This window comes from Qipengyuania intermedia, assembly GCF_019711615.1.
Lineage (GTDB): Bacteria > Pseudomonadota > Alphaproteobacteria > Sphingomonadales > Sphingomonadaceae > Qipengyuania > Qipengyuania intermedia.
The window spans coordinates 132836-157304 of the sequence record NZ_JAIGNS010000003.1; the positions used below are offsets into that span (position 1 = coordinate 132836).

At 62.8% G+C, this 24469-nt stretch carries 22 protein-coding genes; 6 read left to right on the forward strand and 16 right to left on the reverse strand.

Going from position 1 to position 24469, the window contains the following annotated elements; all coding sequences use genetic code 11:
• Positions 1–2: 2 nt before the first annotated feature.
• From K3179_RS12470 to K3179_RS12510, 9 genes are all read right to left on the reverse strand, one after another.
• Positions 3–1064: a FemAB family XrtA/PEP-CTERM system-associated protein gene (locus K3179_RS12470; RefSeq protein WP_425594764.1), complete on the reverse strand. Its 1062-nt coding sequence runs from the start codon at positions 1062–1064 to the stop codon at positions 3–5.
• A complete protein-coding gene (locus K3179_RS12475) occupies positions 1061–1933 on the reverse strand; it encodes an XrtA system polysaccharide deacetylase (RefSeq protein ID WP_221565882.1) in 873 nt (290 codons plus the stop codon). The genes K3179_RS12470 and K3179_RS12475 overlap by 4 nt, the downstream gene beginning before the upstream one ends.
• Positions 1934–1953: 20 nt before the next feature.
• Complete coding sequence (locus K3179_RS12480; protein ID WP_221565885.1) at positions 1954–3150, reverse strand: XrtA/PEP-CTERM system-associated ATPase; 1197 nt, start codon at positions 3148–3150, stop codon at positions 1954–1956.
• A gap of 13 nt (positions 3151–3163) precedes the next feature.
• A complete protein-coding gene (locus K3179_RS12485; RefSeq protein ID WP_221565888.1) occupies positions 3164–4804 on the reverse strand; it encodes a porin family protein in 1641 nt (546 codons plus the stop codon).
• A gap of 4 nt (positions 4805–4808) precedes the next feature.
• On the reverse strand, positions 4809–5834 hold the full coding sequence (locus K3179_RS12490; RefSeq protein WP_221565890.1) for a P-loop NTPase family protein: 1026 nt from the start codon (positions 5832–5834) through the stop codon (positions 4809–4811).
• 4 nt (positions 5835–5838) lie between these two features.
• Positions 5839–7359 carry an XrtA system polysaccharide chain length determinant gene (locus K3179_RS12495; protein WP_221565892.1) on the reverse strand — a complete coding sequence of 507 codons (1521 nt, stop codon included), beginning with the start codon at positions 7357–7359 and terminating at the stop codon, positions 5839–5841.
• Positions 7360–7374: 15 nt separating this feature from the next.
• Complete coding sequence (locus K3179_RS12500; RefSeq protein WP_221565895.1) at positions 7375–8016, reverse strand: XrtA/PEP-CTERM system exopolysaccharide export protein; 642 nt, start codon at positions 8014–8016, stop codon at positions 7375–7377.
• Positions 8017–8176: 160 nt separating this feature from the next.
• On the reverse strand, positions 8177–9403 hold the full coding sequence (locus K3179_RS12505) for a pyridoxal-dependent decarboxylase, exosortase A system-associated (protein ID WP_221565897.1): 1227 nt from the start codon (positions 9401–9403) through the stop codon (positions 8177–8179).
• Positions 9400–10953, reverse strand: coding sequence for an acyl-CoA ligase (AMP-forming), exosortase A system-associated (locus tag K3179_RS12510; RefSeq protein ID WP_221565900.1), 1554 nt, complete (start codon positions 10951–10953; stop codon positions 9400–9402). Before K3179_RS12510 ends, K3179_RS12505 begins: the two co-directional genes overlap by 4 nt.
• On the opposite strand from K3179_RS12510, the gene K3179_RS12515 reads away from it, so the two are divergent.
• From K3179_RS12515 to K3179_RS12530, 4 genes are read left to right on the forward strand one after another with little or no spacing between them, the layout of a single operon-like run.
• Positions 10946–11932 (forward strand): GNAT family N-acetyltransferase, encoded by a 987-nt coding sequence (locus K3179_RS12515; RefSeq protein WP_345722948.1) that lies wholly within the window; start codon positions 10946–10948, stop codon positions 11930–11932. The two genes, K3179_RS12510 and K3179_RS12515, sit on opposite strands and share 8 nt — an antisense overlap.
• 37 nt (positions 11933–11969) lie before the next feature.
• Entirely contained in the window at positions 11970–12269 is a 300-nt protein-coding gene (locus K3179_RS12520; RefSeq protein ID WP_221565903.1) for a phosphopantetheine-binding protein, read from the forward strand.
• A 12-nt stretch (positions 12270–12281) separates the two neighbouring features.
• The gene (locus tag K3179_RS12525) at positions 12282–12962 is read left to right on the forward strand and encodes a hypothetical protein (protein WP_221565905.1); all 681 of its coding nucleotides are present in this window, start codon (positions 12282–12284) and stop codon (positions 12960–12962) included.
• Positions 12959–13732, forward strand: coding sequence for a hydrolase 1, exosortase A system-associated (locus K3179_RS12530; RefSeq protein WP_221565908.1), 774 nt, complete (start codon positions 12959–12961; stop codon positions 13730–13732). Before K3179_RS12525 ends, K3179_RS12530 begins: the two co-directional genes overlap by 4 nt.
• Here K3179_RS12530 and K3179_RS12535 read toward each other — a convergent pair.
• From K3179_RS12535 to K3179_RS12565, 7 genes are all read right to left on the reverse strand, one after another.
• On the reverse strand, positions 13729–14925 hold the full coding sequence (locus tag K3179_RS12535; RefSeq protein ID WP_221565911.1) for a class I SAM-dependent RNA methyltransferase: 1197 nt from the start codon (positions 14923–14925) through the stop codon (positions 13729–13731). The genes K3179_RS12530 and K3179_RS12535 overlap by 4 nt on opposite strands.
• Positions 14922–16307 carry an NAD(P)H-hydrate dehydratase gene (locus tag K3179_RS12540; protein WP_345722951.1) on the reverse strand — a complete coding sequence of 462 codons (1386 nt, stop codon included), beginning with the start codon at positions 16305–16307 and terminating at the stop codon, positions 14922–14924. Before K3179_RS12540 ends, K3179_RS12535 begins: the two co-directional genes overlap by 4 nt.
• Positions 16300–16653, reverse strand: coding sequence for a hypothetical protein (locus K3179_RS12545; protein WP_221565916.1), 354 nt, complete (start codon positions 16651–16653; stop codon positions 16300–16302). The genes K3179_RS12540 and K3179_RS12545 overlap by 8 nt, the downstream gene beginning before the upstream one ends.
• A gap of 48 nt (positions 16654–16701) precedes the next feature.
• Positions 16702–18558, reverse strand: a complete 1857-nt coding sequence (ilvD, locus tag K3179_RS12550) for a dihydroxy-acid dehydratase (protein WP_221565918.1) — start codon at positions 18556–18558, stop codon at positions 16702–16704.
• Between the two features lie 117 nt (positions 18559–18675).
• The gene (locus K3179_RS12555) at positions 18676–19401 is read right to left on the reverse strand and encodes an N-formylglutamate amidohydrolase (protein ID WP_221566284.1); all 726 of its coding nucleotides are present in this window, start codon (positions 19399–19401) and stop codon (positions 18676–18678) included.
• The gene (locus K3179_RS12560; protein WP_221565920.1) at positions 19401–20213 is read right to left on the reverse strand and encodes a 4-(cytidine 5'-diphospho)-2-C-methyl-D-erythritol kinase; all 813 of its coding nucleotides are present in this window, start codon (positions 20211–20213) and stop codon (positions 19401–19403) included. Before K3179_RS12560 ends, K3179_RS12555 begins: the two co-directional genes overlap by 1 nt.
• A gap of 12 nt (positions 20214–20225) precedes the next feature.
• Entirely contained in the window at positions 20226–21872 is a 1647-nt protein-coding gene (locus K3179_RS12565; RefSeq protein ID WP_221565923.1) for an electron transfer flavoprotein-ubiquinone oxidoreductase, read from the reverse strand.
• A gap of 38 nt (positions 21873–21910) precedes the next feature.
• On the opposite strand from K3179_RS12565, the gene K3179_RS12570 reads away from it, so the two are divergent.
• The gene (locus K3179_RS12570; RefSeq protein ID WP_221565926.1) at positions 21911–22741 is read left to right on the forward strand and encodes a hypothetical protein; all 831 of its coding nucleotides are present in this window, start codon (positions 21911–21913) and stop codon (positions 22739–22741) included.
• A complete protein-coding gene (locus K3179_RS12575; protein WP_345722955.1) occupies positions 22738–24459 on the forward strand; it encodes a lytic transglycosylase domain-containing protein in 1722 nt (573 codons plus the stop codon). The genes K3179_RS12570 and K3179_RS12575 overlap by 4 nt, the downstream gene beginning before the upstream one ends.
• Positions 24460–24469: the final 10 nt, after the last annotated feature.

The window sequence follows — 24469 nt, forward strand, 5'->3', positions numbered from 1 at the left end:
GCCTAACCCAATCCGCGTGCAATCCACGGCCCGATCAGGTTCGCGACCGGCAGGGGCAATTTCTTCCAAAGCTCGATCTTGGCCGAATAGCCTTCGTCGGTCGGGTCGATATTGCGCGCCTCAACCCCCGGTGCAGTCCAGCGACGATAGGTGAGCGGCTCAGGCTCGAAGCCCCAGTTCTTCTTGAATGCAAAGGGGCCGCTACCGGTCTTGGAGCGACCGAAATCGAACCGGTCCATCCCCTTGCGGTGGGCGTGGCACATCAGTTCGTAATACATTCGCTCGTTCGCACGCAGGCCCCGCGCTTCCCAGCGGCCGCCGCCCCAATAAGGCATCACCGCCCCATCGTGATAAAGCGACAGAACGCTCGAGATCGGGCGCCCCTCGTGCGACACCGTGAGGATGTCCGCGTCGTCCCCGAACGCATCGATCACGGCAGCAAACAGACTGCGCGGGAAGACCGGTGTGCCGAGGTTGCGGACACTTTCGGAATAGCACTGGTAGTGCGCCTCCAGATCCTGCTCGCTGCGACCGACAGTGATCTGCAGATCGTTTGCCAGGCCCTTGCGGACCTCTGCGCGCGCCTTGCGGGGGATGGAGAGGAGTTGCGCTTCGTCGTCGCTCTCAAGCGGGCGGATGAAGCCTGCATGCAGACCTTCGATCCGGTGCCAGCCTTTGCCCGCATCGGGCGCGCGCAGCTCTACGGTCGAGACGCTGTTCCGCATGGCGAGTTCGGCAGCGGAGGCGAGGAGCGCCTCTAGCACCCGTCCATCGGCAAACAGGGGGCCACCCCCGACCGCGAAACCGCTCGATACCAACGCCCTGCCAAACAGCGGCGAATGGACGTCGCTCAGCGGCAACCACCCGCAAATCGCACCGCTGAGTTCCGCGACCAATCCCAAGGCCTTCTGACCGGTGCCCGCTTCTATCGCGGCCAGCCATGTGGGACGCTGAAACACGTTGCCGTTCCGGTCGCGCACGAAATCCTCGATGCGAGCGCGATCCTTCGCGCTGCCGAGATCTGAAAGCGCGACAGATACATTCATGGCGACAGGTGCATTCACGCAGCCCAGTCCATGGCGCGATCGCGTTCGATCCCGGCAATCTCGTCCATGCGACCCCAGGCAAAATCCTCCAGCAGGTCGCCAAGCTTGCCGGCCATGCGCGAAAGATTGGTGTAATGCCGCAGGCGCGAGCGCAGCGGCGCCTCGGCAACGCGCGGTTGCTCGGGGTCGATTTCCCAGGGGTGGAAGTAAAAAATCGCAGGGCGGCCTTCGTCCCGGTTGACCTGTCGGATAGCCCAGCGGCTGAAGCCATAGGGAAGCACGCGGAAGAACCCCCCGCCTCCCGCCGCCAGCCTGCGGTTGGCAAGCACGGCGGTGGTCACGGGGATTTCGACGAGGTCGCTGCCCGCGACCGGATTGAAGGCAAAGCGCGGGGCATCGGGCCAACCGTAATGGTCATGCACCACCGGCGCGACGCTGGAGGAATAGGCGTAGCCGTGCTCGGCCAGGACCTCGTGGGCCCAGGCGTTGCGCGCATCGATGGAGAAGCTCGGCGCGCGATAGCCGGTGATTGCGCACCCGCCCGCGTCCTCGAGGATGGCGCGCGATTTCGCGAGATCGTCGGAAAACTGCTGCCGCGTGAAGGTGAACACCCGCGTGTGGTCATAGCCATGGCTGGCGAGTTCGTGACCACGCTCGACGATATCCCGCATGGCGGCCTTGTTGCGCTCGGCGATCCAGCCAAGCGTGAAGAAGGTCGCCTTGACGCCAGCGTCGTCGAACAGATCGAGGATGCGCGCCACATTGTCGGCGACGCGCAGTTCCAGCCCGTCCCAATCTTCGCGCTTGAGGGTCTTTTCGAAAGCGCCCACCTGGAACCAGTCCTCGACGTCGACCGACAGGCCGTTGACGATATCACCCGGTTTCATGGACGCCCCCTCCGACGCCGTCACGCCGCTTCGCGGGTTCCGGTCGACTCGAAATAGTCGATCATCATGGTCAGCACGTGACGCAGCGAACGCTCCTGATCGTCGAGGCGCTGCTCGATGGCGGAGAGGCGCTGGTCGATGTCTTCCGGAAGAGCACCGCCACTATCCTTGGTGGCGGCAAGCTTTTCAACCTCGCGGCGCAGCGCCGCCATGTGCTTGTCCCGCTGGGCGAAAGCGCCTTCGATCGCTTCGATCTGGTGATCGAGCAGCCCCTTCTTGCGCGCCGCCGTATCGGCCTGGGTCATCGCCGGGGCAGCTTCCGTCCGTGCCTTGGCGATCGCATCCGACGCGGGCAGGTTGCGATCCGGGCGCGCACGCTGCGGAGCCTCTTGTGTTTCTGCAGAGGCATCGCCGCTCATCTCTTCGATCACCGCATCGAGCATATCGACTTCGAGCATCGACTGTTCTTCCAGCGAGCCCATCAGCAGCAGGCGGTTCATCACCTGGTTGACCTTGCGCGGGATGCCCAGGGTTGCCTTGTGGAGGCGCGGCCAGATCGCACTGGCGAATTCGGGATTGCCCGTCCAGCCAACATGCTCGAGCCGGTGGGTAACGTAGGGCTCCATCTCGCCCGGTTGCATGGGCTCTAGATGGTGCGCCGCAATCACGCGCTGGCGTAGCTGTTCGAGCTCGTCCGACTGGGCGAGCAAGTGCTTGAATTCCGGCTGGCCCAGCAACAGCGTCTGCAAGAGCGGGTGAGAGCCGAGCTGGAAGTTCGACAGCATTCGCAATTCTTCGAGCGCGCCGATGGACAGGTTCTGCGCTTCGTCGACGATCAGCAGGACACGGCGGCCGCCGCGCGCTTCTTCATGGAGGAACAGTTCAATAGCGGCGAGCGCACTCGCCTTGTCGCCGCCTTCGACATCGAGGCCGAAGCTGCGCGCCGCGACGTGGATCATCTCCTCGCCGTCGAGCGCGCTGGTCACGACTTCGCCCACGGTCATGCGGCGTTCGTCGAGCTTCTGCTTGAGATGCGCGACCAGCGTGGACTTACCCGCACCGACTTCGCCCGTGATGACGACGAAGCCTTCCCCCTGATTGAGGCCATAGCCGAGATAGCTCAGCGCCTTCTTGTGGGTGATGCTTTCGAAATAGAAAGCCGGATCGGGGGTGAGCTGGAAAGGGCGCTCGGTAAAGCCGTAGAATTCCTCGTACATCAGGGCGTCCTTATCAGAAATCGTAGCGCAGGCCGAGAAGCGCGGTTGCCGCGCGAATATCCGCCTCGCTCAGTTCGGAATCAATGGCATAGATCGAAACTGCAGCGCGGGCGGATAGGTTCTGCCAGATCGACTGGTAGTAGGAGGCGGAACTGCCGTAGGAGAAAGTATCGCCGAATTCGCCGACACCGCTGTCGTACCAGCTGCCGAACGTGTTCACGCTGAAACTGCCTTCCCAGACAGGCCCGCTGACACCGGCTGTCACGTAATAGCTTTCGTCCACAACGTCGTTTGCCGCGGCAAGGACCGTGCCTTGCGCCCCGATAAACTTGCGATTGTCGTAACCTGCGGCAATGCCGGCGGTCATCAGGCCGACGCGGTGCGAATAGCTTGCCACGACGCCGCGACCGCGAAACACGGAAGAGCGGACCGAGCCAAGGAGACCCGCAAGGCAATTGCTGCCCACGGTCGGACTTGTGCACCCGGTGATGTCTCCCGAAACGGGATCGCGCAGCACTTCGAAATCAGTCGGAAGCGCTGCCAGCGCATTGTTCACCCTGCCGCCGAAGCCCTGCAGCGAATCGTAAACGCCCACGGAAACGTTCGACCTGCTGCTCGGCTGCCAGTTGAAGCTGCCGTAGAAGGTGTCGCTATCGTAGCGGCGGCCGAAAGTGGCCTGCAGTTGGGTGCGGCTGCTGGGGCGCCAGACGACACCGACATCCCAGATCAGGCCGTCGGCCTCGTAGGCAATGCGACGGGGGCTGGTCTCGTCGACGAGATAACGTCCGTTGCCACCGATAACCGGATTACCGTCGCCATCGCGAACCGCATCACGCGAGGATACTTCGACATCCTCGACCCCTGCGCCAGCCACGATTGCAAGCGTGCGCGAAACCGGGATGGTCACATCGCCGCGTACGTAAGCATCCCGCACGCGCTGGTCGAGATTGTCGATATCTTCCTGGTAAAAGCCCGCTCCGACGCCGACGCCAACGGGGAATGGCATTCCCGGCGCCGTTGCCGCACGCACCATTGCTGAATGCGAGACGCTCTCGTCGAAGAGGTCGATTTCGTCGCCCTGCGAGGTGACGAATTCCGGACCATCTATCCTCGTATAGCCGACGCGGTAATTCGCATCCATCTGAACGTCATCGACACGCGTGGTCAGTGTGGGACCGGCGTAGAGCGAATAGGTCCTGGTCGTCGTGTCGTCGTCGCCCACGATCGGGGCGATGACCGATCCACCGGCTCCGGCAATTCGCGTGCGGCTGGCAAGTGCGCCCGCCTCGACCTGCAAGGTACGCGGAACGATTGCGGCGTAGCCACGGGCGATCCCGGTAATGCGGTCTGTATCGCGGGCGTTGTTGTCCCATGCGAAATTGCGCTCGTAACGCACTGAAACCGCTGCTCCGCTGTTCCGCCCGCGCAATTGCGCATCCACGCCTGCTGCTAGCTGGGTGTAGGTGACGACATCGTCGCCCGGCGCCATCTGCCAGGTGAATACCTGCGAGGCTTCGATGTAGGGATCGATCCGCGTCCGATCGACCGTGCCGGGACGCTCGTCCTCCCGCGCGCCATCGCCATAGCCTTGCGCTGCCGCGGGTGCGGCACAGAGCGCAAGCGCCGTTGCGAGGAGAGCGAAAAGGCGGCTCACGGAATTATTCCCCGTACCCGTAATAGCTGCCGAACTTGCGCCCGCTCGGGCTGAAGGTGGCATCGTTAAGCAGCAGGCGAATATCGGGACATGCCGAAAGCAGGTCGATCGCGTCTTCGAGCGCGACTTGGCCGGTTACATCCGCACGCGCGACCAGGAGGGCCTGGCCGACGTGCTTTGCCAGTTCGCTGGCAGGCGTCGCTGCAAGCGCTGGCGGGCTGTCGAACACGATCATCCGGTTCGGCGCACCGCGGGTGAGACGGTTGAGCACTTCCCACGTCCGCTCGCTGGCAAGATACTCGCTGTCACGCCCCGTGCGCGCTCCGGCCCCGAGAACCCAGAGGCCGGGAATATCGGTCCCGATGACATGGTCCTCGACATGGCTGGACGGGTCGGCAAGGACGTCCATAAAACCGGTTTCATGCGACAGGCCAAGCTTCGACAGGATGCACGGCTTGCCGAAATCGGCGTCGATCAGCAGGACTTCGCTGTCGCGTTCCGCTGCCATGGCCAGCGCAAGATTGAGAGCGCAGAAGGTCTTGCCTTCGTTGGGATGGGGTGAGCACACGAGCACCCGCCGCGATGCCGCAGTACCCTCGGCGCTGGCCAAGGAGAGCACCTGCCGCTTAACGATCCTGAATTCCTCCAGCAGGCGCGAGGCACCGCCGTCGGGGTCGATCAGGCCCTGTTCGCGTAGGAGATCGCGGGATACCGGGTGGCGTTCGCCCGAAAATTGCACCGCAGGCTGCGCATCGCTGCGACGGCGGCCCTGGATTTCGGGGACCGGTTGTTGTTCCGGCTCTGCAACAGGTCTCGCCTGTGCTTTTTCCTCCGGCGCGGGACCTGGCTGCGGAGCGCGCTTGGGCGCGAACTTCTTCTTGGCGTCCGCGTCCAGCATGACGGGGACGGCTGCGGGCGTAAGCTTGTCGAGGCCGAAGGCACCGCTCGCCCTTTCGAGCAGCGAATCCTTCTTGTCCTTCGCATCGGCCTTGTCGGCCGTAGTTATGTTGGTGGGCTTGTTCACACTCATGTCCTCACGCCACCGAACCAACCTGCACGAGCTCGACGACGAGCAGCAGCAGGCACAGCGCAGCCAAGGCACCGGTGCCGGCGAAGAATTGTTTCAGTCGCAGCTTTTCGTGGAGTTTGTTCGCCTCCGTCATCGAGCGTGAAACAGTCCCGATCACCGGCAGATCCAGGGCGCTCTCCAACCGCTCTGCCGTGGTGAAGCTGGACTTCAGCAGACCAAGGACAAATGCGACACCCGCGCCGATGGCGAGACCTGCCATGAGCACCCCGACCAGCAGGAGCGGCCGGTTCGGCGCGGCAGGGGTCTGCGGCAGGATCGGCGGATCGATCACGTCGAACTGGAAGGAGTTGCGGTTCGTTTCATAGTCTCCGCGCACCCGCATCCGCTCCCGGCTCTGAAGGAGTTCGTCGTACTTCTCCTTCTGGACCTCGTAATCGCGGCTGATGCGGCGGGCTTCCGCAGCTACTGCCGGTTCGGACGCCTGCGAGGCGATAAGCGCGGTGATGTCGGATTGCAGGGCAACCTTGCGGGCCTGAAGGGCCTGCACATTGGCCTGGCGTTCGGCACGGATCGACACGAGCGAGCTATAGGCGGGATTTATCGAGGCGCCCGAACTGGACGGCGCTGCATTCGCCTGCTGGCGCAGCGCGTCGATCTGGCGCAGCTGGGCAACGACATCGGGGTGGCTGTCGGTGAGACCGCGTGCCCGCATCGAGGCAAGCTGCGATTCTGCCTGTACCAGCGCGCCTTGGGGGCCACCGCCTGCTCCCGGTGTCACGATCGTGCGCGGCGTCCCGGCAATCTGCCCGTTGATGGCTGCGAGCGAGCTTTGGGCAGCGGCAATATCGGCATCGACATTGCGCATTTCGCTGCGCATCGTTTGCAGGCGCAGCGCGCTGGCGCCTGCTCCCGCAACCGCTTCCGGATTGGCTGCCTCGAAGGCAAGGCGGCGTTCTTCGATCGCTTCGAGTTCGGCCTTGCGCTCTTCCAGCGCCTGCTCGAGGAAGATCATGGTCTGGGCCACATCACCCCTGTTGTCGGCGATGTTCTGTTCGCGAAACAGGTCGATCATGCGCTGGACCACTTCCTGGGCCAGCTTGGCGTTTTCCGCATCGGAAAAGCCGCTGCGCCCGATGGTCGCGGTAATCTCGAACAGGTTCTGCTGCTGCAGGCTCACGCGGATATTGTCGGACAGGTCGGCGACCGCGTTCTGCATCTCCAGATCGGTCTGCACCTTGTCCCCGAGCCGGGTCGAGCGGATTATCTTTTCGAGGTTCGTCGTGCTCGTTAGGGTCTGGCGAACGCGCGTGATCGCCTCTTCGCCACCATTCGCGATCTGCAGTTCCTCGCCCAGCACGTCTTCCAGTTCGACGAAGATTCGCGCCCTGCTCTCGTAGCTGTTCGGAATGAAGGCCACCGCCATCCAGCCCAGCACGCAAACGCCCCAGGCCACCGCCAGAGCTATCCAGCGGCGGTTCCAGATCGTGTGCAGCGCGCTGCGAAACTGGTCGATGATGTCCTGCATGCCCCCTGCTCCGCCTTAGAAGGCGCTTTCCGGGATGATGATCACATCTCCGGGCTGGAGGAGCACGTTGGCATCGCTGTCACCGCGCCTCAGGAGATCGGTCAGGCGCAGAGCATATTCGCGCTGCGATCCGGTATTCTTGTCGAACCGGATAAGCTTGGCGCGGTTGCCTGCTGCAAATTCGCTCAGGCCGCCGACGGAAATCATTGCGTCGAGAACGGTCATGTTGGCGCGATACGGCAACGATGCGGGCTTTTCGGTCGCGCCGACGATGCGAATCTGTTGGCTGAAGGTGCCCGCAAACTCGTTCACGATTACCGAAACGAGAGGCTCTTCGATATACTGGCTCAGCTGGGCGCGGATGTCTTCCTCGAGCTGGGAGGGTGTTTTCCCGACAGCCGCCAGGTCCTTGACCAAGGGAATGGTGATCCTTCCGTCCGGACGGACCTGGATGTTCTCCGCACCGAGCTCCGGGTTGCGCCAGACGTGGATCGTCAGCTCGTCGAGGGGCCCGATGATGTATTCGGCGCCCGGCTCTTCCTGCGCGGAGACGAACGTCGCAGGCGGCAGTTCTTCTCCGCCGGTAGTAGCGCACCCTCCGAGGGCCAGACCGGCGCACAGGAAGGCAGCGAAAGCGGCAGATCGCGACGAATGCATTTACGTAAATCCCTGATACTGGATGGACCCGCGGATTGCGCCGCACGCACATCTTCCCAAATTCGCCGTGGTTCTTGCGCGAAAAAGGTGAACATACCGTTAGCCATGGACCCGCGAACGCGCGGAATCACTAGGAATTAGCACGAATTGGCGAGGTGTCTCAAATCAGGACTTCCGCCGCGGGTCCCTGCCCTAGGAATGCGCTGGGAGAAGCGCTCGCGCCATAGGCTCCCGCGCAGAAAACGGCGACCAGATCGCCGACTTCCGCGCGCGGCAGGAAAGCTTGGTCGGCCAGCCTGTCGAGCGGGGTACAAAGGCAGCCCACGACGTTGACCTCTTCGGACGGCTCGTCTCCGAAGCGATTGGCGATGGCTACCGGATAATTGCGACGGACCACGGTCCCGAAATTGCCCGATGCCGCGAGTTGGTGGTGAAGCCCTCCGTCGGTCACGAGATAGGTCTGACCGTGGCTTTCCTTCCGGTCGATGATACGGGTGATGTAAACACCGGCTTCACCCACGATGTAACGACCCAGTTCCACGAAGAGATCGGCTTCCGTCAAGCTTTCCGGAAGCTTTTTCAATCTCTTGTCCAAGGCTTCTCCCACCGAATCAAGATCGAGAGGCTCGTCGCCATGAAAATAGGGAATGCCGAAACCCCCGCCCATGTTGAGCTTGGGCAACTCGACCTGGGCTTCCCGCGCCAATCTGTCCGCCAGCTCAAGGATATTCCCCTGTGAATCGACAATCGCATCCGCGCTCAGGGCCTGGCTGCCGGTGAAGATATGCAGGCCCCGCCATTCGCAACCTGCATCTACGATAGTCCGGATCAACGCGGGAACGCGCTCGGCATCGACGCCGAAGGGTTTGGCGCCGCCGCCCATCTTCATTCCTGAGCCCTTGAGCTCGAAATCCGGATTGACCCGCACCGCTAGCCGGGGAGTCTTCCCGACACGCTCCGCAATATCGAGGGCACGCGATGCTTCGTTCTCGCTTTCGAGGTTGAGGGTAACCCCTGCCGCGATCGCCGCTTCCAGTTCCGCGTCACGTTTGCCGGGACCCGCGAAACTGATGCGCGTACCGTCGATACCAAGCTGCTGAAGCATCTCCAGCTCGCCTCCGGAAGCGATGTCCAGGCCATCGACCAAACCCGATACGAATTCGAGAAGAGGAGCGTAACTGTTTGCCTTGATTGCGTAATTGATCTTTATCCGATCGGGAAGTGAAGCGCGCAAATGCGCGATCCTGCGCTCGATCAGGGTCCTGGAATAGGCGAAGAAGGGTGTCCGTCCGGCCTTCGCCTCCATCTCAGCAAGTCCAACGCCGCCTGCCGCAAGCTCGCCATCGACGGCCTCGAAGCCGTGGGGGATCGGTCCGGTGGGCTTCATGTCTCGATTTCCTGCTTGATCGCGGTCCGGTCGATCTTGCCGTTCGGATTGAGCGGCATGGTGCCCCGCCAGTGATAGGCATGCGGTTGCATGAAATTCGGCAATTCGCGCGCAAGCTGGCGTTTCAATTGCTTTTCCAGTTCATCGGTAGGTCCTGCCTCCTGGGGCCGGGTAACGAGGTGGATGGCGTGGCCAAGCTTGGGATCGGCGATGCCGAACGCGACCGCTTCCGCAACAAGTCCGGTCGAGAGCGCGGCGTTTTCGATCTCCTGCGGGCTGATACGGTTTCCTGCGCTCTTGATCATCGCGTCGCGGCGTCCGACGAAATAGAGCAGCCCATCATGGTCGCGCCTGACCCTGTCGCCGGACCATACGGCAACGCCGCCATATCGGGAGGAAGCGGGGGCAGGCTTGAACCGTTCCGCCGTGCGAGCTTCATCCTGCCAGTAGCCTTGGGCAACGAGGGGACCGCAATGCACAAGCTCGCCCTCCTCGCCAGCAGCGGCGAGTGCACCTTCGTCGTCGATCACGAGTATCTCCGCGAAGGGGATAGCTTGACCCATCGAAGTCGGATGCGTGTCCACCAGCGCGGGATCGAGGTAGGTAGACCGGAACGCCTCCGTCAGGCCATACATCGGAAATAGACGCGCATCGGGGAACATCGCGCGCAGGTCTGCGACCAGATCCTCCGTCAAAGCCCCGCCGCTGTTGGTCATCCTGCGCATCGATGCGACAGCTTCAGGTGGCCATTCTAACTCGGTGAGCTGCACCCAGAGAGGCGGGACTGCCGCGAGCGTCGTCACCGCGTGCCGGGCGCAGGCCTTCACGACGTCCTTGGGGAACAGGTAATCGAGCGGGACTACGCAGCCGCCTGCATACCAGGTGCTGAGCAGCTGGTTCTGCCCGTAGTCGAAACTCAACGGCAGCACGGCAAGCGTAACGTCGTCCGCCTCCATGCCAAGGTAATGGGCGACCGAAACCGCACCCAGCCACAGGTTTGCATGGCTGAGCATCACGCCCTTGGGCGCGCCGGTCGATCCGCTGGTGTAGAGAATTGCAGCCAATTCTTCGGGGTCCCGATCCGAAGGACCTAGCGACTGACCGACCGCACTCGCCAAAGACGACACCTCGTCTTCCGCAACCACCTCGCAATGCGGCGGGATGTCACCGGGTTCCAGCGATTTGAGGCGTGCAGCAGTGGCTACCAAAAGGCACGCCCCGCTGTCATGCAGGATATGCGCAACCTGGCTATGCTTGAGCAGCGGATTGATGGGAACGTGGATCATTCCTGCCCGTGCCGCAGCGAGGGGCAGGAGGCAGGTGAACTCTCCCTTCGCGGCCCAGCTGGCGACGCGCGATCCTTCTTCGCATTTGCTCGCCAGCCAGCCAGCGAGCAGTGATACGCTTTCACGAAGCTGCGCATAGGTCAGCACCTTGTCTCGCAGCACGAGCGCGCATGACTGTGCATCGCCCAATTCGGCGAGTTGATCCAGCGGTTGCGGCGTGGGATCAGGCTGGAGCGATCCAGGCGGGGAGTTACCGGTGGTCATCACGGTCAGCTATCACGACACGGTTACAAAACTGCAAGGGCTCGGCAGCCCCGAGGCGGGACCTTTCGACCGATATGAATGGTACCGCCTGCTCGAAACGCATGGCGCGAAGCCGCTGGTCGCGGTCGGCACCGACGGTGAAAGAACCCTCGCCGTTCCTCTGATGCGCGGATCGAAGGGCCTCGAGCCACTCACGAATTGGTTTGCATTTTCCTGGAGGCCCGTTGCGAAAGGTGAGGACACCACGCGCATCCTCGTCGAGATCGCTCACGACCTGAAAAAACATACGCATCGACTGGACCTGTTCCCGCTGACGGCGGAGGACGGATGTTACCAGCAGCTTTGCCAGGCATTCGAGCATGCCGGCTGGTCGGTTCATGGAGAGCAATACGACAAAAACCACGTGCTTCATGTCAATGGCCGCAGTTTCGCTGAGTATTGGGATGGCCGCCCTGGCCGGATGAGATCTACCGTCAAGCGCAAGGCCTCCAAGGTAGACATTCAAATATCCAATGTCTTTCAATTAGATGAGTGGGAAACCTACCGCTGGATCTACGACCGTAGCTGGAAACCCATCGAAGAGCGCGCCGATATCCTCGAGGCGTTCGCTCGCCTGGAAGACAGCCGCGGAGCATACCGCCTTGGCATTGCACGGATCGATGGCGAACCCGTCGCGGCCCAATTCTGGAGCGTCGAGAGCGATATGGCCTTCATTCACAAACTCGCCCATCTCGAGAGTGCTCAACCTTACTCGGCAGGCACGGTACTTTCTGCGGCCCTATTCAAGTACGTAATCGACGTCGATCGCGTCGGCCTGATCGACTTCGGGACCGGTTCCGATGCTTACAAACGCGACTGGATGGACGAGAGACGTCCCCGCTTTCACCTGACCTGTCTCGATATCAGGCAGCCGGCTGCCTGGCCGGCGCTGGCCAAGAGGATGCTGGGCCGCCTTGCACCGCGCAAGGCGCAAGGCTAAGGCGGCCTCCGCTTCAAGAGGGGAACCTTTCAGACCTATGGGCGAAACCGCCACATCCCAGCCGACCGGTCCGAGCCGTACCGCCATCGACACCGCCCTGCGGTCGATCATGTCCGACGTGCTGGCGCTCGACCCCGAACAGGTTGCCGAATTCGACGGCGACACCGGCTTGTTCGGCCACCTGCCCGAACTTGATTCCATGGCTGTGGCGACGCTACTCACCGAAATGGAAGATCGCCTCGATATCATCATCGAAGATGACGATGTCGACGGGGAGATGCTGGAAACCTACGGCGCGCTGCTGGCCTTTGCCGAGGCCAAGGTCATCGAAGGCTGAGCGCGCGCTGCCGTGTTCATAGATTGGCCCGCCCCGCTGCCCGATGGCGGGACGAGCATGGAAATGGCGGTTTCCACGGCCCGCAAGGATGAGCCGGAACTCCTTATAATCCCGCCGCTGTTCGAGGAAGCCAACCGCATGCGTGCGCAACTGGTCCTGATGATGCGCATGCTGCAGGACCTTGGCATATCCAGTGTGATGCCCGACCTGCCGGGTATGAACGAAAGCCTTCGACCACAGGCATCGCAAACCCTCTCGGCATGGCGTGCCGCAGCCGCCTCCGCGGCGAAACATTTCGGCGTCAGGCACGCACTTTACGTCAGGCAGGCTTGTGTGCTCGATACAGGAACGGCTCCGGCTTCCCATTACGCGCCGTCGGAACCTTCGAAGCTCTTCAGAGCAATGGTCCGTGCCCAAAGCCTCGCCGAAAAGGAGGCAGGCAAGGACCGCACCGCATCCCAGATCCTCGACGCAGCAAGCGTCCAAGGCGATCTGGTCGCCGGATGGGACATCGGGCGCACCATGGCGCAGGAGCTTTGCGAAAGCGCGGAGGTCACCAATGAAGCCGCCACGCCGATCACTCACGAGGAGATCGGTGGGCGTCCCCTCTGGCTCAGCAACGAGGGCGGCGTCGACGAGAGACAGGCGCAAGCGTTGGCCAAAGTTCTTGCGGAACGGATAGGCACCCGATGAGCCGCCTCCATCTCGCATTCCATTGCGGTGGCCTCAGCCTCGGCGGAACACTGGATAATGCGCCGGGAACGACCGGTTTGCTCATCGTGACGGGTGGGCAAGAGCCCCGTGCGGGGGCGTTTGGATGGCAGGCTCGTCTTGCGGCAGAGGTGGCAAAGGCCGGCTTCCCGGTCTTCCGCTTCGACAGGCGGGGGATCGGAGACAGCGAAGGCGAAGATCGCGGTTACGAAAGGTCCCGCAAGGACATCGCGTCCGCGCTGCAGGCGTTTCGCGCTCTCTCACCCCAGGTGAACCGCGTGGTCGGGTTCGGAAACTGCGACGGTGCCGCTGCACTCATGCTGGCGGGGGGTTCGGGGTTCGATGCCCTCATCCTGAGTAACCCCTGGGCGATTGCGGACACTTCCGATTTGCTACCGCCTGCCGCCACCGTCCGATCGCGCTATATGGCAAAACTTGCCAAGCCGAAGGAAATCTGGCGCCTGCTGAGCGGCAAGGTCGATCTCGATAAGTTGGCAACCGGTATTCGCCACGCGTCCGGAACCGGCCAAACGACCAATCCCCTCATCGCGCCCTTGCGGGAAGGTCTTTCGAAATTCGAAGGCAGGGTTCTCTTCCTCATCGCCGGGAACGACCGGACAGCGCAGATCTTCGCGGCCGATTGGGGACCCGACGAGCGTATCGCCTGCTGCGGATCGGCTGGCCACGCATATGCCGAACCGCACGCCCGCGAATGGCTTCGTGCGCAGATACTGGCGGCGCTTCGCTCCTAGCGCGTAAAGTAGCTGGTAAGCTCCACATGCGTCGACCAGCGGAACTGGCCGACAGGGCGCAGCGCTTGCAGCTTGAACCCGGCATCGACCAGGGTCCGTGCATCGCGGGCCCAGCTCGACGGGTTGCAACTGACATAGACGACCCGCTCGATTTCACTTGCGGCGATCTGGGCGACCTGTTCCCGGGCACCAGCACGCGGCGGATCGAGAAGCACGGAAGAAAACTTCGATATCTCGGCCGCTTGAAGCGGGTTTCTGAAAAGATCTCTATGCATCGCATGAACGGGAATGCCTCGGCAGTTGGCGGCCGATTTGCAGGCGAGATGCGCATCCCGCGCCGCTTCTGCGGCTAGGACCTTTGCCGGACCTGCAAGTGCAAAGGCAAAGGTCCCGAGGCCCGAGAACAGGTCGGCGACCGTGACGGCCCCTTCCAGCCACCGCTTCGCATCGCCGAGCAACACCTCCTCGCCGTCCGCCGTAGGCTGCAGGAATGCGCCTTGCGGGAGGCCGACAGGCACCTCCCCGAGCGTTATCGTCACGGGTTGAGGCTCCCAGACTGGTTCCGGGCCGAACCCTTGGTCCAGCGACAGGCGTGCCAGCGAATGGTCGCGCGCGAAGTCAAGCATGGCTTCGGTTGCTGCCAGTCCGTCGGCCTCGATGCCCTTGAGCGCACAATCGATACCTTGATCGGCAAGGGTCAGCGAAACATCGACCGGTCCTCGCCCGGCATGGTCTGCAACCAGCTTGCGCAAGGGTGCAACGAGGGAAAACAGGCGCGGATCGATGATATGGCATTCCTGCATATCGACGATGCGGTTGCTCCGAGCTTCGTGAAAACCGATCGCCGCGCCCTTGCCCGCCTTATGCGCATGGAGCGTCGTCCGGCGTCTCGATTGCGGCGGCGACAGGTGGGTCGGCAGGAGTTCGCGAAGCTCGATTTCCTGTCCGAGGGCGGCATTGACCACACGGTCGGTGACGAACCGGGTCAAAGCCGCTTCGTCGGCGTGCTGGAGCTGGCAACCGCCACAATTGCCGAAGTGGCGGCACGGTGGCGTCACGTGGTGAGGCCCGGCTTCGATCGATCCGTCTGGCGTCACCGTGTCGCCGGTGACGGCACCCGTCACATGCCGGCCCGACTGGGTGACGCCGTCTCCCTTGGCGGCAATCCGGATAATGTCTTCTGTGTCGCTCATAAAAACGACGCCACGGCCGGTTTGACGCAATGTGCAAGCTGCGAGGCGGTAAATGCCGGACCCGCAAGACGTGCCGCCTCGTGATGCAACCAGACCGCGTCCTGCGCTGCCTGCATCGGATCACGAGACCACGCGAGCCGTGCCGCGCAAATTCCCGCGAGGACATCGCCAGAGCCTGCCACCGACAGCCAGCTGCTCCCTTTGGGGAAAAATACAGCCGCTCCCTCTCCCGCGAGGATGGTGTCGGGCCCTTTGGCCAGAATCGTCAGGCCCGTTGTGCCCGAGAGTTTCCGCGCCTTGTCGAGTTTGCCGTTAGCTTCGACTTCGAAGGATTTGCACAATGCCGCCAGTTCCCCCTCATGCGGCGTCAGAAGGAGCCGGGACGGATCGACGCCTTCCAGAATGTCGTCGTCGAGCAGGTGAAGCGCATCGGCGTCGAGAACGCAGTGCCTGCCTGACGTCAGAGCTGCTGCCAGTCGCTCTCGCGAAGCGGCACTTCGTCCCAGTCCCGGTCCGACGAGCAATGCGTCGATGCGCCCGTCACCCAGCGCTTCGTCGAGATCGCTTTCGACGATGACCAGATCGGCCGGTGCGTCCGGGTGCGATCGGTCGCTGAAAAGCTTCACATAACCCGCACCCGCGCGCATCGCCGCTTCGCAAGACAGCAAAGGCGCACCAGGCATGTCTCCGGCCACGACCGAGACCAGGCCGCGCGTGTATTTGTGCGCATCCGCTGCGGGGGCCGAGAGCGAAGGTCGGTTCGAAACTACCCCTGCAGGATCACCAAGCGGCAAGCCGAGATCGACTAACCTCTTCGCGCCCATAATTGCCATGGAGGGCATCAGGAAATGCGCCTGTTTCCATGCGCCGAGCGCGAGCGTCAGGTCGTATCGCGGCAAGGGTCCGAGCGTCGATCCGCAATCGCTTTTCACGGAGCTGGGAACGTCGATTGCTATTTTGAAACAGTCACTTGCAGCAAGATTTTCAAGCAGCACGCGAAAATCGCCCTCGACTTCGCGCGAAAGGCCATATCCGAACAGGCAGTCGACCACGATTGCGTGCTCGAAGGGACCGTGCTGCCGCGTTTCGCCTTGGAAATGGCTGCGCGCCGTTCGGGCGGTATCGCTCGCAGGCTCGACCGGCGCGATGACATCGATATCATAGCCGCGGGCCCGCAAGTCCTCGGCGATTACATAGCCATCGCCGCCGTTGTTACCCGGACCGCACAGAATGGTGACCGGCCTTCCGCCTGCCGCACGGTGTACCCATCGGGCGGCGCCCTGCCCGGCCTTCAGCATCAGCTCCCATTCGCTGATGCCCGCATCCATTGCAGCCTTCTCAGCGGCTACCATTTCGGCGACTGTCAGGACCGCTTCACTCACCGATCGGCTCTTTCCAACGATAGCGATCGTCATCAATGGTGAGGATGACCCAGTCGCCCTGCCTTTCGCTAGTCGCCTCCTCCGCTCCGTCACCTGCGTCGAAGCCAGTCGGGCTTTCGGACAGTTCGAGGCGCCGGAAACCGCCATCGGGATGACGTACGACAAATTCGGCATTAGCCCCTGGCAACTGTTCGGATAGGCGGCATTGGCGGACGAACTCGTCCGAGCCATCGAGCGCGCATTCGATCGCGATACCGCCCTGTTCGGCAATGTCGGGCGCAGGCTCCGGCTCGGGTGAGCAGGCCGCGAGAAGACCGATGGCGAGGGTCGGGAGCACAGTTCTCATCGCAAGAGGCGCTGCCACTTCGTGCGCCAAGGTGCAAGCGTGCTCGGCTTAGCGACGCCTCAGCTGATCGACATCGCGAATTGCGCCCCTTGCTGCCGAGGTCGTCATCGCAGCATAGGCTTTGAGGGCCGGAGAGATGGCTCGCGGACGCTCGTTCGCAGGTTGCCAGGCCCTGTCGCCCTGCTCGTTCATCGCTGCACGCCGCCGCTCCATCTCGGCATCGTCGATCACCAGGTTGATCAAGCGGTTCGGGATGTCGATTTCGATCCGGTCGCCATTTTCGACGAGTGCGATCTCGCCGCCTTCTGCCGCTTCGGGCGAGACGTGACCGATGGAAAGGCCCGACGTCCCGCCCGAAAAACGTCCGTCGGTTAGCAAGGCGCAAGCCGCGCCCAGCCCTTTCGATTTGAGATAGCTGGTCGGGTAGAGCATTTCCTGCATCCCCGGCCCGCCGCGTGGTCCTTCATAGCGGATGACGACGACATCGCCTGCGACCACCTGTTCGGTGAGAATCGCGGTCACGGCGTCATCCTGGCTTTCGTAGACTTTCGCCGTCCCGGAAAAAGTCAGGATGCTCTCGTCGACACCGGCGGTCTTCACGATACAGCCATCGCGAGCGATATTGCCGTACAGGACGGCAAGGCCACCATCCTGGCTGAACGCATGCTCTGCGCTGCGGATGACACCCTTCTCGCGGTCGAGATCGAGCGATTCCCACCGCCGCGACTGGCTGAAAGCGGTCTGCGTGGGCACGCCGCCGGGGGCCGCAGAGAAGAACTCGCGAACCTTGTTGTTCTGCGTGCGGCCGATGTCCCAATCGTCCAGCGCGTCGCCCATGGTGGGGCTGTGCACCGTGGGCAATGCCGTGTGCAGCAGGCCGGCTTTCTCCAGTTCGCCGAGGATCGACATGATGCCGCCAGCGCGGTGAACGTCCTCCATGTGGACATCGTCCTTCGCGGGGGCGACCTTGGACAGGCACGGCACCTTGCGGCTGAGGCGGTCGATATCCTTCATCGTGAAATCCACCCCTGCTTCATGCGCGGCGGCAAGCAGGTGAAGAACGGTATTGGTCGACCCGCCCATGGCGATGTCGAGGCTCATCGCGTTTTCGAAGGCTTCGAAACTGGCGATGCTGCGGGGAAGAACGCTGGCGTCGTCTTCCTCGTAATAGCGACGAGCCAGCGTGACGATCAGCCGCCCTGCCCGCTCGAACAGGCCCTGCCGATCGGCATGGGTTGCCAATGTCGAACCGTTGCCAGGCAGAGAAAGTCCAAGCGCTTCGGTCAGGCAGTTCATCGAGTTTGCGGTGAACATTCCCGAGCACGAGCCGCAGGTCGGACAGGCAGACCTTTCGATCTCGGCGACCTGCTCGTCGGTGTAGGAATCGTCTGCTGCCGCCACCATCGCGTCCACAAGGTCCAGCGCCTTTTCCTTGCCGTCGAGCACGACCTTGCCGGCCTCCATCGGCCCGCCGGAGACGAATACGGCAGGAATGTTGAGCCGCATCGCTGCCATCAGCATGCCCGGAGTGATCTTGTCGCAGTTGGAGATGCACACCATTGCGTCGGCGCAGTGGGCGTTGACCATGTACTCCACGCTGTCGGCAATGAGATCGCGACTGGGGAGCGAATACAGCATCCCGTCGTGACCCATCGCGATCCCGTCATCCACGGCGATGGTGTTGAATTCCTTGGCGACGCCCCCGGCCTCCTCCACCTGGCGGGCGACCAGCTGGCCCAGGTCCTTGAGGTGCACGTGGCCTGGCACGAACTGGGTGAAGCTGTTCACGATGGCGATGATCGGTTTGCCGAAATCCTCGTCCTTCATGCCTGTTGCACGCCACAGGCCGCGCGCTCCGGCCATGTTGCGGCCATGAGTGGTGGTGCGTGAACGATAGGCGGGCATGGCGATCTTCTCCGTCTGGAGCCTTAGTCCTAGCAGACAGATCGATGCGGGATAACGGGTATTCGGCGGCAGATTTACCGCAGATCCCCCAAGTTGGCCTTTATCGGACGGGTAGGATCAGACTTCGAGAGCGACGCGGCCCATGACATCGGCCAGCATCACAGCCCAGCGGGCCTGGCCCGCTTCGTTGGCGATCTGGTCCTGACGGATCTCGACCGTGCAATAAGGAATGCCCGCAGCTTCGGCGTGGCGATCCATCGTGGCGTTGAGTTCCTTGCCCGAATACGGTTCGTTATCCCCGACGGTCAGGCCCTGTTCGCCGAAGAGGCGGATTGCGTGACGTGCTGCACGGTCGTCCTGGTTGTAGAGCAGCGAGACCTCCCATGGGCGGTCTTCGTCGCTGGTTTTCATCTCAGGCGTAAAGCTATGCAGCGCCACGATCATACGCGGCTGGATACGGGAAATGAGCTTGCTCAGCGCATCGTGATAGGGCCGATGGAACCGATCGAGGCGCGCCTCGATATTTGCGCCGATGTTGCCCGCGATAAGACGGCCATCGCTTTCGGTCGGGACTACGGCGGGGTCGTCCTCTGTGCGATGGAAATCGCAGACTAGGCGGCTGACGCAGGCGATGTGCGCGGGGATATTGTGACGACGTGCGAGACGGTCGGCGATGCCCTCCACCCCGATGTCGACGGCTATATGCTGGTCCAGCAGCGCGGGATCGATGCCGAGTTCGATATCCTCGGGCACGAAATTCGACGCGTGGTCGGCAACGCAAAGCAGGCCGCCGGGTCGCAGGTCGTCCGTGCCGACCTGGCGATACGGCAAATTGTCGATCATCATCTGAGAAGGCCCTTCATCTGCCACCAGTCGGGATGCGAGGCAGCGATGTTTTCGGCTGCCGCATCCCGCGCGGGAATATCGTCGTAGAGTGCGAAACAGGTTGCACCCGAGCCTGACATACGGGCCAGAAACGGGTCGGTTCCGCGCATTTGATCTAGTATCTGGGCAATGACCGGACGCAATTCAATCGCCGGCTTTTCAAGGTCGTTGCGACCGGTTAGCGCGATTTCGCGTGCATCGCCTTGCGGTAACGGACCGCGATCGCTCCCGTCCCACAGCTTGAAGACCGGCCCGGTCGCGAGCGACTGGCGCGGATTGACCAGCAATACGGGCGTGCCGGCGAGGCTGTCGTCCGCTGGTTCCAGGTCGGTTCCGGTCCCCCGTCCGATGCACGTGCGGCTTTCGACACAGGCGGGCACATCCGCCCCCAGAGCGGTTGCCCGCGTGTGCCAATCGTCCGGGAGGCCGTGCAATTCGCGAACGATGCGGAACACGGCACCTGCATCGGCAGAGCCGCCGCCAAGGCCAGCCGCGACGGGAAGGTTCTTCTCCAGAATGAGCGCTAGCCCGCCATTGCGTGGCAGCTTTCCGAGGGCTTTCGCCACCAGATTGTCGAACGGATCGTCCAGCCCGGATGCAAACTCCCCGATAGCGGAGACCGTGTCCCGCTCTGCCGGGCTTGCGGTTAGCCTGTCACCAGCATCGACGAAGGCGAACAGCGTCTCGAGCTCGTGATAGCCGTCCTCGCGCCGCTTGCGGACATGCAGCGCGAGGTTGATCTTGGCGAATGCGGTTTCTGCGATCGTCACGCGGGGCGCGGATCACATGTTCGGATAGTTCGGCCCGCCGCCACCTTCGGGCGTGGTCCATTCGATGTTCTGGTTCGGATCCTTGATGTCGCAGGTCTTGCAGTGGACACAGTTCTGCGAATTGATCTGGAACTTGGGTTCCTTCCCCTCCTCCTCGATCCATTCGTAGACGCCCGCCGGACAATAGCGGGTCGAAGGGCCGGCAAAGACTTCCAGCTCGCTTTCGCGCTGCAATTCGCGGTCGCAAACCTTGAGGTGAACCGGCTGGTCTTCCGCATGGTTGGTGTAGCTGTAGGCCACATTCGTGAGGCGATCGAAGCTGAGCACGCCGTCGGGCTTGGGATAGGCGATCTTCTTGTGCAGGTCGGCCCGCTCGAGCGTTTCGTAGTCGCGGTGGTGCTTCATCGTGATCGGCAGGCCGATCTTGAGCGTGCGCATCCACATGTCGATACCAGCGAGCACCGTACCAATGTCGCCGCCGTATTTCGCAACGGCAGGCTGGGCATTTTTGACCAGCTTGAGCTCGTCCGCGATCCAGCTGGAGCGCACGGCCTCGTCGTAATCCATCAGCTCGGTGTGTTCGCTACCCGCAGCGACGGCGGCAGCAATGCTTTCGGCTGCCAGCATACCGCTCTTCATCGCGGTGTGGCTGCCCTTAATGCGCGGCACGTTCACGAAACCGGCCGCACAGCCGATCAGTGCGCCGCCCGGGAAAGCGAGCTTGGGCACGCTCTGCCAGCCGCCTTCGTTGATGACGCGCGCGCCATAGGCCACGCGCTTTCCGCCTTCGAGCAGCTCGGCGATGGCCGGGTGGTGCTTGTAGCGCTGGAATTCCTGATAGGGCGAAACATAGGGGTTCTTGTAGTCGAGCGAGGTAACGAAGCCGATCGCAACCTGCCCCGCAGCCTGGTGGTAGATGAACCCCCCGCCCCAGGTATCGCTTTCCGACAGGGGCCAGCCCTGCGTGTGAATCACCTTGCCCGGTTCGTGCTTTGCAGGATCGACATCCCACAATTCCTTGATGCCGAGACCGTAGACCTGCGGCTGGCAATCCGCCTCCAGATCGTACTTTGCTTTCATCTTCTTGGTGAGGTTGCCCCGCGCGCCCTCTGCGAAGAGCGTATATTTCGCGTGGATTTCCATGCCGGGCTGGTAGTCGCCCTTCTGGCTGCCGTCTTCGGCAATGCCCATGTCCTGCGTCACGACGCCCGTAACCGCGCCCTTGTCGTCGAACAGCACTTCTGCTGCCGGGAAACCCGGGAAAACCATGACGCCAAGCCCTTCGGCCTGTTCGCCCAGCCAGCGAGCGAGATTGCCGAGCGAACCGGTGTACTTGCCTTCATTCGACATGAAGGGCGGCATCATGAATTCGGGCAGGTCCGACTTGCCGGTGGCCGACAGGACCCAGTGATGGTTTTCCGTCACCGGCGTCTGCGCCATCGGGCAGTCCATGTCGCGCCATTCGGGCAGCAATTCGTCGAGCGCCTTGGGATCGACCACCGCACCTGAGAGGATATGCGCCCCGATTTCGCTGCCCTTTTCGAGCACCACGACTTCGAGTTCTTCGTTGATCTGCTTAAGCCGGATTGCCGCTGCAAGGCCCGCCACACCGCCGCCGATGATGACGACGTCGCAGGGCATGGATTCACGTTCGCTCATGTCTCTCTCTTTTCGTCGCTATTCGCTTGCGCGATGCCTTGATTGTTGGAGCGTTCGAGGTCAAGACCTGCGCTGGACGGATGATGCACGAAAATCCCAAGCAAACCGGCGATTTCGCCACTGCAGAAGCTCTCGAAGCGGCCTTCGACTGGTGGCTGGAGGCGGGTGTCGACATGGATTATTCGGATGACACCGCCAACTGGCTGGCAGAACCCGAAGTCGAAGAAGCCGTAGCGGCGCCAAAGCCCGTCAAACGCATCGAAGAGCCCAAGCAGACTCCGGTCGAAAGGGCGTTCGAGGGAACAGCGCAAACTACCTCGATCGGTGGCGACCGCTCGACCTGGCCGCAAGACCTGGCAAAATTTCGCGAATGGTGGCTGAGCGAGCCTTCGCTTGGCCATGCGCGGGTCGAAGACCGGCTTCCCCCGCGCGGAGTCGCGAAGTCGCGCCTGATGATTATCGTGGCCGAACCCTATGGCGATGATGCGGCAGAATTGCTTTCGGGCGGCGCAGGACACTTTGCAGGCGCAATCCTGCGGGCAATGGATATCGCACCGCACGAGGCCTATCTGGCGAGCGCCCTACCAGCGCCCACGGCTTATCCCGACTGGAATGCCCTCGCAGCGAGCGGCCTGTCCGAAGTGCTGGCGCATCACATCAAGCTTGCCGAGCCGGAGCGCGTGCTTGCCTTCGGGCGCGGACTTGCCCCGCTCTTCGGTATCGACGCGGCACAGGCGCGTGAGGCCAGTTCGCTCGATATTTCGGGGCGAGAGGTGCCGCTGTTGCTCGCACCCGATCTCGCCGAACTTTCGCGGTCGGCCCAACGCCGCCGTAATTTCTGGAACCGCTGGCTCGAATGGACCGCATGACCAAACGCTTGCTTATCCTCGCCTGCCTCGCATCGACGGCAGGCACGCTCGCAACTCCACTGATGGCTCAGTCTTCCGACAGCCTGCGCTATTTCACACGCTCGCATTCGGCAGCACTGCCCCGTCTGCTGTCGCAGGACGACCAGCTTTATTACCGCTCGCTGTTCGAGGCGATCGAAGCGCGCAACTGGGACCGTGTCGAAGTCATGCTCCAGCAGCGCGACAACGGGCCACTCCACGGCTCCGCCCTTGCGGCCTATTATCTCCATCCCGAAAGTCCGCGGATCGAACTGCCGCGTATCGAGGCCTGGCTCGACCGCTTTTCCCGCTTACCTGAGGCGGCGGCAATCATACGTTTGGGACAGACGAGGGGCCTCGAAAGCCCGCCCTCGCTCCCGCGCGCACAGCAATTGTCACGCCAGCCCTATTCGACGAAGCGGATCCTGCCTCGCACCGTCGATGACGGCACCATGCGCGACGATATCAAAAGCGCCATCCTCGAGCGCATTTCCAACGACGATCCGGATGGTGCGCGCCTGCTCCTCGACGGCGTCGATGCCTCGCTTTCCCGGGAAGCGCGCGCGGAATGGCGTCAGCGTGTCGCGTGGTCCTACTACATCGAGAACCGCGACCGTGAAGCTTTCGGCATGGCACAGCTTGTCGCGCAAGGCTCGGGCGCATGGGTCGCGGAAGGTGACTGGGTGGCCGGGCTCGCCGCCTGGCGCCTCGGCGATTGCGGCAATTCCGCTGACTTCTTCCGTCGCAGCGCAGCCGGGTCGACGAACCCTTCTTTGACAGCAGCTGCACACTACTGGGCTGCCCGCGCGCTGGTCCGCTGCCGCCAACCGGAGAAGGCCGACGAGCAGCTGCGCGGAGCCGCGCGCTTCGACGAAACGCTGTACGGCATGCTGGCCCACGAACAATTGGCCCAGCAGCTGCCCGGGGACCACGCCTCGCCCGATCTCACCGCCGACGACTGGCGCAGGTTGCAGGATGAAGCTGCTGTCCGCGAAGCTGTCATGCTCGCCGAAGTCGGCCGCCGCGATCTCGCCGACGAAGCGCTGCGCTGGCAGGCTCGTCATATCGAAGCTTCCGATTACCCAGCGCTCACCCGCCTCGCCCGCGCGCTTGGTCTCGCAGGCACGCAGACCTTCATGGCGTACAACGCGCCGCGGGGGGCATCGTCGCCACCGAACCTGCGCTATCCGATCGCCTATCACGAGCCGACCGGCGGCTGGCGCGTCGATCCGGCCCTCGCCTTCGCCCATGCGCTACAGGAATCGAATTTCCGCGAGACCGTGGTCAGCCCGGCCAATGCCATCGGCCTGATGCAGATCCGCCCGATCGCCGCACGTGAGTATGCCGCCTCGATCAACATGAGCTCCAGCGCCGATCTCAAGGATGCGCGCACCAATCTCGCTTTTGGTCAACGCGCGCTGCAGGCGTTGGCCGATGCGGGATACACACGTGGCCACCTGCCCAAGGTCATGGCAGCCTACAACGCAGGCCCCACGCCCGTTGCGCGCTGGAACAGCGAAATCAACGACCAGGGCGATCCGCTGCTCTGGATGGAGTCCATCCCCTACTGGGAAACGCGCGGGTATGTCGCCATCGTGATGCGCAATTACTGGATGTACCTGCGCCAGGCCGAAGCCATGGCGGAAAGCCGCACTGCGCTGGCCCAGAACGACTGGCCGCAATTCCCCCGGACCCGATGAAAGGCACGCG

Bases quoted from the DNA above. Each gene is read 5' to 3' on its own strand.
- K3179_RS12490 (WP_221565890.1), bottom strand. From the start codon at position 5,834: ATGAGTGTGAACAAGCCCACCAACATAACTACGGCCGACAAGGCCGAT.
- K3179_RS12530 (WP_221565908.1), top strand. From the start codon at position 12,959: ATGAGCCGCCTCCATCTCGCATTCCATTGCGGTGGCCTCAGCCTCGGC.
- K3179_RS12545 (WP_221565916.1), bottom strand. From the start codon at position 16,653: ATGAGAACTGTGCTCCCGACCCTCGCCATCGGTCTTCTCGCGGCCTGC.
- K3179_RS12500 (WP_221565895.1), bottom strand. From the start codon at position 8,016: ATGCATTCGTCGCGATCTGCCGCTTTCGCTGCCTTCCTGTGCGCCGGT.
- K3179_RS12520 (WP_221565903.1), top strand. From the start codon at position 11,970: ATGGGCGAAACCGCCACATCCCAGCCGACCGGTCCGAGCCGTACCGCC.
- K3179_RS12475 (WP_221565882.1), bottom strand. From the start codon at position 1,933: ATGAAACCGGGTGATATCGTCAACGGCCTGTCGGTCGACGTCGAGGAC.
- ilvD (WP_221565918.1), bottom strand. From the start codon at position 18,558: ATGCCCGCCTATCGTTCACGCACCACCACTCATGGCCGCAACATGGCC.
- K3179_RS12535 (WP_221565911.1), bottom strand. From the start codon at position 14,925: ATGAGCGACACAGAAGACATTATCCGGATTGCCGCCAAGGGAGACGGC.
- K3179_RS12555 (WP_221566284.1), bottom strand. From the start codon at position 19,401: ATGATCGACAATTTGCCGTATCGCCAGGTCGGCACGGACGACCTGCGA.
- K3179_RS12575 (WP_345722955.1), top strand. From the start codon at position 22,738: ATGACCAAACGCTTGCTTATCCTCGCCTGCCTCGCATCGACGGCAGGC.
- K3179_RS12480 (WP_221565885.1), bottom strand. From the start codon at position 3,150: ATGTACGAGGAATTCTACGGCTTTACCGAGCGCCCTTTCCAGCTCACC.
- K3179_RS12495 (WP_221565892.1), bottom strand. From the start codon at position 7,359: ATGCAGGACATCATCGACCAGTTTCGCAGCGCGCTGCACACGATCTGG.
- K3179_RS12510 (WP_221565900.1), bottom strand. From the start codon at position 10,953: ATGACCACCGGTAACTCCCCGCCTGGATCGCTCCAGCCTGATCCCACG.
- K3179_RS12565 (WP_221565923.1), bottom strand. From the start codon at position 21,872: ATGAGCGAACGTGAATCCATGCCCTGCGACGTCGTCATCATCGGCGGC.
- K3179_RS12505 (WP_221565897.1), bottom strand. From the start codon at position 9,403: ATGAAGCCCACCGGACCGATCCCCCACGGCTTCGAGGCCGTCGATGGC.